This is a genomic window from Acinetobacter piscicola (genome assembly GCF_015218165.1).
Lineage (GTDB): Bacteria > Pseudomonadota > Gammaproteobacteria > Pseudomonadales > Moraxellaceae > Acinetobacter > Acinetobacter piscicola_A.
Genome location: NZ_CP048661.1, coordinates 134,437 through 148,815, shown reverse-complemented (window position 1 = coordinate 148,815; position 14,379 = coordinate 134,437). Strand labels below are relative to the sequence as shown.

Annotated in this window: 9 protein-coding genes and 4 pseudogenes; 3 read left to right on the top strand and 10 right to left on the bottom strand. The window is 37.7% G+C overall.

Annotated elements, in window-relative coordinates:
- Positions 1-61 precede the first annotated feature (61 nt).
- The 4 genes from G0028_RS20520 to G0028_RS20505 all read right to left on the bottom strand — a co-directional run bounded on the left by G0028_RS20520 (position 62) and on the right by G0028_RS20505 (position 5,650).
- Positions 62-1,194, bottom strand: a protein-coding gene (locus G0028_RS20520; RefSeq protein WP_227554852.1) for an IS3 family transposase whose coding sequence is annotated in 2 segments (ribosomal slippage) — positions 62-942 and positions 942-1,194 — 1,134 coding nt in all. Because the reading frame shifts where the segments join, the coding sequence is not laid out codon by codon here.
- 649 nt (positions 1,195-1,843) lie between these two features.
- Entirely contained in the window at positions 1,844-2,281 is a 438-nt protein-coding gene (locus tag G0028_RS20515) for a hypothetical protein (protein ID WP_100355857.1), read from the bottom strand.
- On the bottom strand, positions 2,281-2,895 hold the full coding sequence (locus G0028_RS20510) for an AAA family ATPase (RefSeq protein ID WP_100355858.1): 615 nt from the start codon (positions 2,893-2,895) through the stop codon (positions 2,281-2,283). The genes G0028_RS20515 and G0028_RS20510 overlap by 1 nt, the downstream gene beginning before the upstream one ends.
- A gap of 865 nt (positions 2,896-3,760) precedes the next feature.
- Complete coding sequence (locus tag G0028_RS20505; protein ID WP_100355859.1) at positions 3,761-5,650, bottom strand: DEAD/DEAH box helicase family protein; 1,890 nt, start codon at positions 5,648-5,650, stop codon at positions 3,761-3,763.
- A 694-nt stretch (positions 5,651-6,344) separates the two neighbouring features.
- On the opposite strand from G0028_RS20505, the gene G0028_RS20500 reads away from it, so the two are divergent.
- Positions 6,345-7,477, top strand: a protein-coding gene (locus tag G0028_RS20500) for an IS3 family transposase (RefSeq protein ID WP_227554852.1) whose coding sequence is annotated in 2 segments (ribosomal slippage) — positions 6,345-6,597 and positions 6,597-7,477 — 1,134 coding nt in all. Because the reading frame shifts where the segments join, the coding sequence is not laid out codon by codon here.
- A 372-nt stretch (positions 7,478-7,849) separates the two neighbouring features.
- On the opposite strand, the pseudogene G0028_RS21190 reads toward G0028_RS20500, so the two are convergent.
- From G0028_RS21190 to G0028_RS20475, 5 genes and pseudogenes are all read right to left on the bottom strand, one after another.
- Positions 7,850-8,602 (bottom strand): annotated as a pseudogene (locus G0028_RS21190) (IS3 family transposase); the annotation flags it as partial.
- Between the two features lie 1,382 nt (positions 8,603-9,984).
- Positions 9,985-10,614: pseudogene (locus tag G0028_RS20490) on the bottom strand (IS4 family transposase); the annotation flags it as partial.
- A 206-nt stretch (positions 10,615-10,820) separates the two neighbouring features.
- Positions 10,821-11,255, bottom strand: coding sequence for a hypothetical protein (locus G0028_RS20485; RefSeq protein WP_100355861.1), 435 nt, complete (start codon positions 11,253-11,255; stop codon positions 10,821-10,823).
- 56 nt (positions 11,256-11,311) lie between these two features.
- Positions 11,312-11,869, bottom strand: coding sequence for a hypothetical protein (locus G0028_RS20480; protein ID WP_100355862.1), 558 nt, complete (start codon positions 11,867-11,869; stop codon positions 11,312-11,314).
- A 3-nt stretch (positions 11,870-11,872) separates the two neighbouring features.
- The gene (locus G0028_RS20475) at positions 11,873-12,559 is read right to left on the bottom strand and encodes a hypothetical protein (protein WP_100355863.1); all 687 of its coding nucleotides are present in this window, start codon (positions 12,557-12,559) and stop codon (positions 11,873-11,875) included.
- Between the two features lie 39 nt (positions 12,560-12,598).
- On the opposite strand from G0028_RS20475, the pseudogene G0028_RS20470 reads away from it, so the two are divergent.
- A pseudogene (locus G0028_RS20470) lies at positions 12,599-13,072 on the top strand (type I restriction enzyme endonuclease domain-containing protein); the annotation flags it as partial.
- 115 nt (positions 13,073-13,187) lie between these two features.
- Positions 13,188-13,936, top strand: a protein-coding gene (locus G0028_RS20465) for an IS5 family transposase (protein ID WP_373683607.1) whose coding sequence is annotated in 2 segments (ribosomal slippage) — positions 13,188-13,518 and positions 13,518-13,936 — 750 coding nt in all. Because the reading frame shifts where the segments join, the coding sequence is not laid out codon by codon here.
- A gap of 20 nt (positions 13,937-13,956) precedes the next feature.
- Here G0028_RS20465 and G0028_RS20460 read toward each other — a convergent pair.
- Positions 13,957-14,223 (bottom strand): annotated as a pseudogene (locus G0028_RS20460) (RepB family plasmid replication initiator protein); the annotation flags it as partial.
- Positions 14,224-14,379: the final 156 nt, after the last annotated feature.

Here is a 14,379-nt window from a genome sequence, read left to right as displayed (position 1 = left end):
AGAGGTGGTCCCACTTGTTTGAACAACTAAAAGCTTATTTATAAGTGATGTTCTGCTCTAGTTAAGCTACCTTATTTTGTTGTGGTAGCTGGTCATAGTAAAACTCATCTGGAGTCATTTTGTCCAGACTCGAATGAGGTCGTTTCAAATTATAAAATTCAAAATATGCACTCAATTGCTTTTTCGCATCGGTGACACTGCTATAAGCTTTGAGATACACCTCTTCATATTTAACGCTCCGCCATAATCGTTCAATCATCACATTATCGACCCAACGACCTTTACCGTCCATGCTGATTTGGATGTCATTTGATTTTAACACTTCAATAAACGCATCACTGGTAAATTGACTGCCTTGGTCTGTATTAAAGACTTCAGGTCGGCCATATTTTTCAATAGCTTCATTTAATGTTTCTATACAAAATGCAACCTCCATACTAATCGATACGCTATGAGCAAGCACCTTACGGCTGTGCCAATCAATCACAGCACATAAGTAGACGAAGCCTTTTGCCATAGGGATATATGTTATATCCGTTGCCCACACTTGATTACTCCGTTGAATATTCAATCCTTTGAGCAGATAAGGATATTTACGGTGAGCTTCATTGGCCTGACTTAGATTTGGTTTACGATATAACGCATTAATGCCCATTTTCTTCATTAAAGTACGTGTATGACGTCGTCCTATATGATGTCCTTGACGGTTCAATAAATCACGCATCATACGGCTACCTGCAAAAGGGTATTGCATATGTAATTCATCAATACAGCGCATCAGCTTCAGATCTGATGCACTCACAGGTTTTGGGCGATAGTAATAACAACCACGGGAGACTTTCAGTAGCTTAGCTTGCTTAGATACTGAAATCTGAAGTGAGTCGTCGATTAACTTTTGTGGTTGAAGCGGCCCAGTTTCTTCAACACACCTTCTAAAAAATCAATTTCTAATGCCTGCTCACCGATTTTTGCATGTAGTTTTTTTAGATCAATGGGTGGTTCTGCTGGAGCTTTTGATTGATCGAAGGCTTGCGAGGAAGCCGAAATCAATTGATTTTTCCAGTCGATAATTTGGTTTTGATGAACATCAAATTCAGCACTCAATTCAGCAAGTGTTTTTTCTGCTTTAATTGCAGCAAGTGCTACCTTAGCTTTAAAGTCATTTGAATGATTTCTTCTTGGTCTACGTGCCATAAAATACTCCATATATCGATGTTTATAACATCATTTGGGGAGCAAAATATCACTTATAGGTGTTGTTCAAATTTACGGAGCCATCTCTATCACTACATCCAGATCGAAAATCACTAAGAAAAAACTGTCACCAAAAAAAGGTCTGCACTATGGATAGATGCAGACCAAACTCTGGATAACTACCAGCACGAGAAATATGTCGCAATTTTGCATAGACATGAATTTGATAAAATCAGCCCAGAAAGCCAGAAATTCATAAAAACTATTTCATCAATCCCCTATAACTTAATCACGTTCATGGTCGATCTTAAATCTTGTGAAAAGTACTCATGCTGACCTAGCCAAACTGTAAAACTCATGTATTCATAGCCTTTAAATGAATCTTTCAATCGGTATATTTAAGGTAAAAACTAGTAATCAGAAGTTATTATCACCCCCATATAAAACAAGGATCAACTTAAAAACAATAACTTAGTAAATTATTCTTCCATTTTTTTTATATTTAGTGTTATTACGAAACTACAGCTAGTTTGTGTTAGCTATTTTGTACACTAATCAAATAATTTTCAGTGGCAGAACACACCAAAGAAATTAGAAAATATTATATGAATTAATATATTGTTAGATAAAGTTAGGAGATGGACTTTTATTATTTATTTTTCTTACGTTCAGCCTTGCGCTGTTCACTCAATTTTTGATGCTCCTCTTCACTCAATTTAACCTTAGTTTGGTTAAATGGTTTACCCAGTGTTAAGTTATATTTTTCAGCACCTAAAACACGTTTTGCTTCTTTCAGAATTACATCACGAATAAAATCATTCAAAGACTCACCAACGAATCCGGCTGCTTCTTTTAGAACTTTCTCTTCCTCATAATACAAAGGTACAGATGCTAAACGTCCGTGCTCTTTACGAAAGCGTTTCTTCACATCTTGGGTGTGTGGAGTGAGAATAATCTTGTACATTAAATTACGTGTGTATTCGACTTCTTGACCATTAGCATCATCTACAGTCGCTTCAGGATTCTCTAAAATTTCCTCAAGATCATCACCAAAACCTAAAGATGGTTTACTCTTATTTTTAACCATTATAGGATCTCCACCAAGAAATCATTAAATTCATCTCTAGCCTTAGAGCTACCCATTTCCATTACAGACAAGCCTTGAATCGTTGCATCACGGAATTGTTTACGATCACGGATAATGGTGTTTAATAACTTGAATTTAGGAAGTGTTCCTAGCAGTTCGATTGAATCTGCAACTTCAGTAGATCTTGTATTTGATGGAGCTTTATTAACAACCAGATATGGTTGAAGCTTTTCATTGACCTTGTGATAGGTATTAAATAATTTCAATACAAATGGAAGGACTTCAACATCGGCTTGGCTTGGTTGTGTTGGAACAATTAACTTATCACTGACTTGAAGAGCAGATCTAAATTCTTCACTGTCACGCCCAGCTACGTCTAATAAAACATAGTCATATTTCTTTTGAAGATCTAAAAGGATCTTCTTTAAATCACCAGTATGGTATTCAGTATAAACAGGATTTTGAGTTCTACGCTTAGACCATTTAAGAGCTGACTGTTGATCATCAGCATCAACTAGGACTATAGACCCCTTCTTACTCAAGGCTACAGCAAGGTTTGTAGCCAGTGTTGTCTTACCTACTCCACCTTTACGATTGGCAATGGTAATTATCATTTCTTCTTCTACCTAAATAGATGTAACAATAGCTCTATTGTATAAAGGATTAATATAAGTCTACAAGAATAATATTTGTTTATTTTGTAACAGGTTATAGATGTGATGTGCCGCATTAAACTGGGGGTGATACAGATTCTAAAGCACTAAACTATACGGGTTGATATCTTTTTATATATCTGGTTTTAATATTAATTTATGGTACGTTTCAAACTGTAAGCATCCGGTGAACCACCGCTTTTTCTAGCTATTCAATACCGTCCATAGTTTCCATTATTAAAAGTGCTGCATTTGCCCCCAGTAAAAGAAGAACTGAACCGCCGCCAGCAATCAAGAGACTGTTGCTCACATTAGGATTCTACTGCAGCAGATGCTCTAGATAGCTTAGTCTTTTGAATATCAAATATTACTCTAGTATAATTAAATGATCTGTATTGATGAAATCAAGCGTTCTCCAGCCCATGGACATGCATGCGGATATGGATACTGCAATGGCATAGGTGATGAGAGCCTTTGGCTACATCAAACCACATTGCGCTTATCTATTCTGTAATAAGCATGGCCATCGCATGAAAGTCCTGGTGGTCTGGCTTTGTGCCAGACGATTGGAATAGGACAAGTTCCATTGAGCTTTATCCACCAGAGTGAAACTGTAGCACTCAGCCTAGAAAATTACAGGGCTGATCCAGGGTAAACCCTGACAGCGTATTGGACTGCAGCAGGTGATGAATATGCTTTCTATAGAGGAAATCTTAACAATGTCATGACTTAATTGAACTAAATCTACAATCTCTTGGATGTTCATTTAATAGCTGTATTGTTAGAGGTATTAAATGATGTAAAAACTTGTATTTAGTTATTCTAATTACAACATTTTAACTATTTTAAAAGCAGGCTTTGTATTTAATCTAGTATCTTTAACTTTATACCATTTTTCAATATCAGTAGCTTTTGCTTTGTCAGGTATATTAAGTTCATTATAAACATCTTGAATACGAACTTTTATATCTGAACGAAGAATAACTTCATCCTTTTTCAAATTAAGTAAAGTCGGAATTTCAGTTGCATTATCCTTCTGTGCATCTTGAATCTTTAATGCTCTTTCAATTGGTAACTTTCTATATTCAAATTTTCTAATCGTGTCGTGCGTCAAAACATCATAAGCAGTTTTGAAATAGTCATCCTTTGCATCAACCAATTTATAAATTTTAGAATTATCTGCATCTCTTGCTTCACAATATTCTTTCATCGTTTCATAAAAGCACTGGCTATGACCTGATAAAAATTTAGCTACACCTTCAGGTTTATGAGCGAATGCTTTATGTTTTGTTTCATCAGTCAGTAAAGCTCTAAATGAGGCAGAATATCCATCTTCATTAACTTCAGCACCTGCAACAACACGTACCACATAAGTTGCTTCTAGTGCTTCGTATGCCTGTAATTCAGCTTTCAATGCAACGTCTGAAACATACAGTTCACCTTTTTCATCTTTGAATGTGTACTTGTCATCTTCAGCAGCTTTTCTTAATTGTTCACGTCCTGCATCTGACATTTTACCTTCTTTGATATCATTCAAAACGTCTTCGCTGTCTTGGATACGTTTCTGAACTTCCTGCATCCATTCTTCTTTTGTACAACTTGCAGCTTCAGGTAGATTTCCAACTAATAGATTAATGTGTTCATTATATTTTGTGTTTCGAATACGACCACAAATTTGAGGTACAAGTACATGGAAATCTACTTTTGTAGCATCACGGAGTCCATTAATGATGATGTAGGTTTGTCCTTCTTCATCGAAGATGTCTGCACCTTCAAAAGCAGTTGAAGTATACAGATTGATCTTTGCAGGGGCTGAAGTGATGTCACTGATCTTTGCCCATTTCAAGCCAAGCTTACTATTAAATGTTTTTTGGTTTGAATTTGATTTTGAACATACAACTCTAATATCGTCAGGATTAAACAGATTCTTACCTGTTTCCTTATCAACTAAGGCTTTCAACTTACTTAGGATAGATGCAATTTCTGTCACTGAGTTATAGAAGATATGAGCATTGCCTTCAATTGTTCCCATCAAATAATCATAGCACAATCCAAACAAAGCATTGTTTACACCTACGCCATGTTCAATTTTTTGAAGGTTAAATTTAACCGGTCTAACATCACCCCACTCGATTGTACATAGTGGTAAATGTTCGAGTGCTGAAGGAAAATATTCACGTTTTGTTGGTGTCGCTGTTAAGAAAACGTACGAACCAAACTTGTTATAGTTTTGAAGTACATATTCACAAGTAGCTGCTTTGAAACTACCTAAATTCACAAGTGTATGTGCTTCATCAATCAGTAATTTAAATGCTTTTGGATTGAAGCCTGGTGTTGTTAGGAGTTTTGGTAATGAGTCAAAAGTACAAACAATTTTTCTAGAACTTGAAGTGTCTTTTAAATATTCTGTTATTTCTTCTCTCTCGGTATCACCATACACGCCAATTAAATCAACAATTCCTTGGTTGTCTGCTAATTTGGATTTAAGTAGGTTAATGTAAGGAACGAGAACTACATAATTTTTTGCATTACGGATAACTAATGTTGTACCACCACAACCTGTAATTTGTTTATTTACATAACAGTTGTCTGGAAAATCCTTAATTAGATTTGAAAGTTTTTCGGAGCTATCACTAGCTATAATTGTTATTGTATTTGCTTGAGCATCTTGCTCTATTTTTACTGCATTATTTATTACTAAATCTTGTAAATTCATTTATCGGATTACCTAAATAGGTCTTAATTTTTAGTGTCATTTATATGTTGTCAGGATATGAAGTAGTGAGGGATAATCCTCTATCCTATGTGATTAACAGTATCAAAATTATAAATCAATGTCAACACTTTATTTCACACAAGTCCATTGTTTACTCTTTTTAAGTATTTGATTGATAATATTTCAATATAAAAAAGTGTAAAATCAAACTATACACTTTTTTAAGCATACCCCCCTTATCTAAGATAGAAAAGTGTAAGGGTTTCTCTTGGACATAGCATTTTGTCTTGAGATCAACTAACGCACTCTGTTACTCTCATTCTATAGTAAACTGGTTCAGTCGTTTGTTTGCTCAAACTATTACTCGGTATATCAAAATGCTAGCGCATTTAGCTATACGCTCGCAAAGTTTCGAGCTAATAAGATTTGATTGATTAGATAATTATTTTACACTTTTTTTAGAAATGAAAATTAAATATACATTTACTATAAAAACAATTGTTTACAAGAAATACTTTACACTTTTTTTCCCACAGCCCTTTATATTATACAATAAATTGTGTAAGAGCTTAGGCAGTTATCAACAGTTATAAATTCAAAGAGTTCAGAGATGGCTCCGTAAATTTGAACAACACCTATAAGTGATATTTTGCTCCCCAAATGATGTTATAAACATCGATATATGGAGTATTTTATGGCACGTAGACCAAGAAGAAATCATTCAAATGACTTTAAAGCTAAGGTAGCACTTGCTGCAATTAAAGCAGAAAAAACACTTGCTGAATTGAGTGCTGAATTTGATGTTCATCAAAACCAAATTATCGACTGGAAAAATCAATTGATTTCGGCTTCCTCGCAAGCCTTCGATCAATCAAAAGCTCCAGCAGAACCACCCATTGATCTAAAAAAACTACATGCAAAAATCGGTGAGCAGGCATTAGAAATTGATTTTTTAGAAGGTGTGTTGAAGAAACTGGGCCGCTTCAACCACAAAAGTTAATCGACGACTCACTTCAGATTTCAGTATCTAAGCAAGCTAAGCTACTGAAAGTCTCCCGTGGTTGTTATTACTATCGCCCAAAACCTGTGAGTGCATCAGATCTGAAGCTGATGCGCTGTATTGATGAATTACATATGCAATACCCTTTTGCAGGTAGCCGTATGATGCGTGATTTATTGAACCGTCAAGGACATCATATAGGACGACGTCATACACGTACTTTAATGAAGAAAATGGGCATTAATGCGTTATATCGTAAACCAAATCTAAGTCAGGCCAATGAAGCTCACCGTAAATATCCTTATCTGCTCAAAGGATTGAATATTCAACGGAGTAATCAAGTGTGGGCAACGGATATAACATATATCCCTATGGCAAAAGGCTTCGTCTACTTATGTGCTGTGATTGATTGGCACAGCCGTAAGGTGCTTGCTCATAGCGTATCGATTAGTATGGAGGTTGCATTTTGTATAGAAACATTAAATGAAGCTATTGAAAAATATGGCCGACCTGAAGTCTTTAATACAGACCAAGGCAGTCAATTTACCAGTGATGCGTTTATTGAAGTGTTAAAATCAAATGACATCCAAATCAGCATGGACGGTAAAGGTCGTTGGGTCGATAATGTGATGATTGAACGATTATGGCGGAGCGTTAAATATGAAGAGGTGTATCTCAAAGCTTATAGCAGTGTCACCGATGCGAAAAAGCAATTGAGTGCATATTTTGAATTTTATAATTTGAAACGACCTCATTCGAGTCTGGACAAAATGACTCCAGATGAGTTTTACTATGACCAGCTACCACAACAAAATAAGGTAGCTTAACTAGAGCAGAACATCACTTATAAATAAGCTTTTAGTTGTTCAAACAAGTGGGACCACCTCTTTCTTTTAAAATAGTAAAACATAGTCCTAAGACAAAAGCTTGTCTTGAGTTAGATATAAATATAATAGTAATCAATTAGTTAAAAATTTTTATCTTAAAAGAAGAATTATAAAAATTAATTAACATTCCTTCTAAAGCTCTGACGAGCCTTAGAACTCATTAACCATCTATAAAACTCTACCCTTTCTCATTTATATTCATGTTCTAAGGAACATAAAAAATCATTTATTAATTTTGTAGAAATAGAGGTAACAGTTTAAAAACATGTCTTTATTCTATTGGACTGAATAGCCACCAAAATTCTAGACACATATATCCATCTTGATCCTCTCTCGCTTTAACAACTGAAAGAAACTCTCGGTAACAGCATTATAATGGCAGTTTCCACGCCGACTCATACTGCTTTCAAGATTATGATGCTTGAGAAATGTCTGCCACCCATGGCTGGTGTATTGACTGCCTTGGTCAGAATGAATCAGGACTTTGTTCTTTGGGTTTCTTCGCCACAAAGCCATCAATAATGCATTTAAAAGCAGGTCTGTGGTGATTCTGGATTTCATCGACCAGCCAACCACAAGACGCGAAAATAAATCAATCACCACCGCAAGATATAACCAGCCTTCATGCGTACGGATATAAGTGATTTCAGTCACCCACAGTTGGTTGGGATGAATTGGATAAATTGTCGGTCTAAAGTGTTTGCAGCAACGACAGCGGTATTACCAGCATGAGATCTAGGTTTACGATAACCCCGCTATGATTTAAGACAATTAGCTTTCATCAACCGATAGACCTGATTGATCCCGTAACTCTCACCAACATCTTTCAAATCACAGTGAATCTTGCGATAGCCAGATTCTAGCCAGAATTACCCAAAGAGTTGTTGCCGTTTCTTGGCAGTTTTACTGGTTGGTTGCTTTAACCTTTAACCATGCGTAATAATCACTGTGATGAACATCCAGAGTTGAACATAAACAACGGATCGGCTATATTTGCTGATTGTCCTGAATAAAGGCGTACCTCATTTGGACTGGCTTGCGAAGTACACCGCGGCCTTTTTTAATATGTCCCTTCCAATACGGCTATTGATACAGCTATTAAAACAGCAAAAACAAACGATAAAATATAAGCAATCACCTACTCAAAAAGCTCAACAACCAAAAGCCGTGAGCCAATTTGATTGCATGCCTTTATAGACCCTACCTCGTCTATCAACATCTAGGACCAGAACAACAACTTTATTCTCCATGACTTGATATACCAATCCAAATTGATCAGTAATGTCCTGGAAGCAGCACAGATCCTTCCAAGCATCTCTTTCAATACAGCTATTGATACAGTTATCGAAACAACAAAACAAACGATAAAATATAAGCAATTACCTACTCAAAAAGCTCAACAACCAAAAGCCGTGAGCCAATTTGATTGCATGCCTTTATAGACCCTACCTCGTCTATCAACATCTAGGACCAGAACAACAACTTTATTCTCCATGACTTGATATACCAATCCAAATTGATCAGTAATGTCCTGGAAGCAGCACAGATCCTTCCAAGCATCTCTTTCAATACAGCTATTGATACAGTTATCGAAACAACAAAACAAACGATAAAATATAAGCAATTACCTACTCAAAAAGCTCAACAACCAAAAGCCGTGAGCCAATTTGATTGCATGCCTTTATAGACCCTACCTCGTCTATCAACATCTAGGACCAGAACAACAACTTTATTCTCCATGACTTGATATACCAATCCAAATTGATCAGTAATGTCCTGGAAGCAGCACAGATCCTTCCAAGCATCTCTTTCAATACAGCTATTGATACAGTTATCGAAACAACAAAACAAACGATAAAATATAAGCAATCACCTACTCAAAAAAGCTCAACAACCAAAAGCCGTGAGCCAATTTGATTGCATGCCTTTATAGACCCTACCTCGTCTATCAACATATAGGACCAGAACAACAACTTTATTCTCCATGACTTGATATACCAATCCAAATTGATCAGTAATGTCCTGGAAGCAGCACAGATCCTTCCAAGCATCTCTTTCAATACAGCTATTGATACAGTTATCGAAACAACAAAACAAACGATAAAATATAAGCAATCACCTACTCAAAAAAGCTCAACAACCAAAAGCCGTGAGCCAATTTGATTGCATGCCTTTATAGACCCTACCTCGTCTATCAACATATAGGACCAGAACAACAACTTTATTCTCCATGACTTGATATACCAATCCAAATTGATCAGTAATGTCCTGGAAGCAGCACAGATCCTTCCAAGCATCTCTTTCAATACAGCTATTGATACAGCTATTAAAAAAACAAAACAAACGATAAAATATAAGCAATCACCTACTCAAAAAGCTCAACAACCAAAAGCCGTGAGCTATAGAGGGCTTTGTTGCACAAACCTATTCATGACGGCTTATTCAGCAAAGCCAATATTTTGAGCGGTCAGATTCGCATACCATTGATAATCTACATAGCCTTTGTCAAAGACCACAATACTGCCAGAGGGAAACTGGAATTTTCGGCCTTGTACCATGTCATTTTCTTTACCATTTTCAACTGCAACAAACTCAGGAATATGATTGCTGTGATTCAATCCTATGCTGAGTTTCATGCTGGCTTTTGAATCATGAACTTTGGCCCATGCGCACAAGGAAAGCGACAGATCAATGTGACTGGCATCCAGGGAATACAGAGGATTCTTGAAGCGAAATTTATGGGCTACTTTTGATTTTTCACAGTATTGCAGTAATTGATGAAACATCTGTTTATACAAGGCAGCAGGTTGCTCCTCGTTGATTCGTGCCAGCGTGCTTCGGGGAATAGACTTTGCTCCGAGATGATTAAGCTTTTCCTGCTGGGACTCAAGATTGGATTGAATATCCCGTAGGCTTTGTCGGCAGGAAAGTTGGGACATTAACAGGGCAATAAACTGATCCCATCGAGAAGCAGATCTGAATTTCTGCCCAACATGATGTTGTTTAGCAAGCCGTTCAAAATCTTGTCGTAAGACTGGTTTAATTAACTGATGAAATACGGTATTCTGATGTGACAAAACCTGAATCCTGGTCGTTAAAGTGTTTGTTTGCACTCATATTTTAACTGTTCGGACTCAGGTTTTTTTATTTAAATCAAACTATGGGACAGCAGTGGCTTACAGCTCCCTTTTTTGTTGTGTAAACCCCAAATAGAAATGTCCGCTTGTAGAATCTGCGCTTTTGCTATTATCGAAGCGGACGGTTTATATCATCAATGCTGAAATTAAAAATCTAGATCATAATCACGATTTGGCTGCTTTTCAGGTTCATAAGTTTGCTCTAAGACATCGCTTTGAGGAGTCGGATTAGGCTTTTTCACCTCGTGGATATGGCTCTTTATGTTCTCAAAACTCTCTAAACACGATTGATATGACGCTCTTTGATGTTTCAAATGGTCATTTTGAGGCTCTAAAATAATTTCACATTTCAGATAGTTAAGCATGCGTTGGTCGTTTTTGATGATCTCCTCGATTTTGTCATAGTCCCATGTATTGATCATTCTGCTTGCTTGGCTGATGTATTTCTCCAAGTTTTGAGCTTTTTTCTGCACACAACCAATCAATTGCAATAGATTATTATCGTTGTATGCTTGCTGTTGTTGGGCTGAAAGTTGTTTGTGATCAGCAACGTAACCAGGGTAATAAGCGTCAATTCTCAAGTCACGGAAATCTGTAGCCGGCTTTGGCTTGGGTCGAATTTTAGCGACTAGGGGTTCTAGTTGTTCAAGTTGTTGATTAAGGTCATTAATCGTTCTACAGTTTCCCCAAGCGTATTGATCTGCTTGCTTTGCATCTCCAAGTCTGTGTAAAAGTCGGTGGGTAGCTGCAATTGCAAGATGGTTGAGAGTGCTGTCTCCAGGTCTGTCTGCTGTGTGTCTAGCGTCTGTTGAATGGATTTTAATTCGATCTTTACCAGGTCGCTGACAATGCTGTTTAAATCCAGTTGATTTAATGCTGTCGTTAATTGCATTTGTAACTGGGTTCTCAAGTTTTCTTGAAATGCTTGCTGTAATTGCTCCGAAAATTCGCCCTGCTCGAGCTTTGAAAGTTCTACTTTCATAGCCAAAATCAAGGCTTGTTGAGCTTCTTTCTCTGAGTTCAAGTTGTTGATTTTGTCCTTTAAACTCTGCTCTACTTCGCTGTAAGTGGTCAAAATATTCTTTAATGAACTGACCTGTTGACTCAAGGCTTCGTTTTGTTCTGCTAACAAGCTGTTTTGTTGACTCAACAAGGCGTTTTGCTCTGTCAAAAATTGGTCGATCTCGGTCTGCATAACTTATCTCCGTATGCTGTTTAGGTAATTGAGTTGGCTCTGAATTGTTTGTGAATTCTGTTGAATCATTTCTTTTTGTGCTTGGATGGTTTTTAGGTTTGTACTGAACTGATAGATCGTATAAAAACTGATTAAAATCATCAGCCCCCCAAAAACTGTACTCGCCCATGTCATGTATTTGGCTTTTTGAGAGTTTAATAGCGACTGAATTCCGGTCTCTATTAGCTCGCTTTGGCTCTCTTCTATCGCCTGCTTCACTTGGGCCTGGACTTGGGCTTGGATGCTCTTCTGATCTATCGAAATGCTGCCAATTGCTTTGTTGATTTCGGTCTGCAGCGATTCGATTGAGACTGAAAGCCGTTGGAGTTTCGATATATCTGTATTCGATATCTGCTCGTGGATTGCTTTTAACGCTACTAGATAGTCCATTGTTGCTTCTTGCAGCACTTGTGGTGATAGATTCCCCACCTCGGTCAAAATCGAGCTTAGATTGGATTCTATGGATCTTGTCGTACTCTCTATCCCGTTTAAAAGGGTGGTACTGTTCATGATAGGCAGCTCGCTTTGCTCGATAAGTTTCTCGAAGTTGATCAGCGTCTGTGAGAGCAGCTGCAAGCTCACGATCAGTTGGTTTATTTGATTCTGCCTCTCGAAGGCGCTCTGCATAAGCTCCAAGTTCGAATTTTTCATCGTAAAACGCCCCTTTTAGTCGGTGTTTGTCATTGTTGTTTAGGCGATGAGATCAAGATGCGAGAGCAGCGTAGTGTCACGCAAGGTAAAAAGCTCATGGAGATGCTGAGCTCTGCGATCAAGGGCTATCAGAACAAGGTACTGACTGCAGCCGAAGTGATTGATGAGCTCATCAAGTTGGCTAAGGCAATCCAAGAGTCAGACAAAATGGCAGAGGAACTCAACCTGACTGAATATGAATATGCGTTCTATTCAGCAGTTGCAGACAATGACAGTGCTAGAGAGTTGATGCAAAAAGAGATCCTGCGCGAACTCGCTGTTGTGCTGACTGAGTCTATTCGTAAGAACGTAACCTTGGATTGGACCATCAAAGAAGCTGCCAGGGCGAAGCTGAGAGTCATTGTGAAGCGTCTACTCAAGAAGTATGGCTATCCACCTGATATGGCTTTATTGGCTACTGAGACTGTGCTTGAACAGGCTGAGCAATTAGCAGAAGAGCTCTCTGCTGCTTAATTTTTTGCAATCAAATTACAACTATTAAAAAACTAGATTAGTTGTTTTAAACAACTAATCTAGGGCGTGTCATCAATTAGCTTGAGGAAAACCGCCTTGTCCCCATTATACTTTTATGACTAAACGCTATGCATTAAAAGATGAGCAGTGGGAACAGATTAAAGATCTGTTACCTGGACGAATGGGTACTGTTGGAGTAACGGCCAAAGATAACCGACTATTTGTTGAAGCGGTATTGTATCGGTATCGTTCAGGTATCCCGTGGCGAGACTTACCCGAACGCTTTGGTGATTTTAGAGTCGTGCATACTCGTTTTAGTCGTTGGGCTAAAACAGGTGTGTGGCAGAGAGTCTTTGAAGTACTGTCACATGACAGTGATAATGAATATGCCATGTTAGACTCCACCATTGTACGTGCTCATCAACACAGCGCTGGGGGGGGGGAAATCAGGCGATTGGACGCAGTAAAGGGGGCTTAAGCACCAAAATTCATGCCCGTACTGATGCTTTAGGCAACCCAACAGGATTTTATCTCACTGATGGGCAGGTCCATGACTTAAACGGTTCAGATGTGTTGCTGGACTTATCGTTGAGCCAGACCTGGCTTATGGATAAAGCCTACAACTCCAGGGATCGAGTCATTGATCCAATTTTAGAGGCGAAGGGTCAAGTTGTGATGCCAGCGAAAAGTAATTCTATTGATCAGCGTGATTATGATCGAAATCTCTACAAGGCAAGACATCTGATCGAGAACTTTTTTGCCAAGCTCAAGCAGTATCGTGCTATTGCCACACGCTATGATAAATTGGCTCAAAACTTCTTATCAGCGATCTACCTGGCTTCAACAATCATTTGGCTTAATTGATGACACGCCCTAGTTGTACATCACATCTCAAGACCTAACTCTTTGAGGACACTAGAATACTTTCTGACAACCTCGGGATCTTGTAGTTCAATCAGGAGCCTTTTCTCTAGATCAGCATAGCTTTCCCCTACTGCAGCTTTTTGGCTTGCAAATGGATCATGGTGAGCTAGCTTGTTTGCAAAGAATTGAATCTGCTTGTCTGTTAGCTTCTTAGCTTTGCTGTGCGTGACTTCCTTAGGTTGTTGCTTAGTTATGAACGTAAATGAGAAACCACCGATCATACGTCCAGTTTAATGTTGCTCCATAATGGGATTATTAGATTTGCACTGAAGAAGTTAAAGGAAGAATGAAACTAAATAGAAACCAATTTGAAACTAATTTAGTTGTAAATTGGTTTTAATATACAGGCTGTACTAGATTAATCTAGTACAGCCTGTATAAAA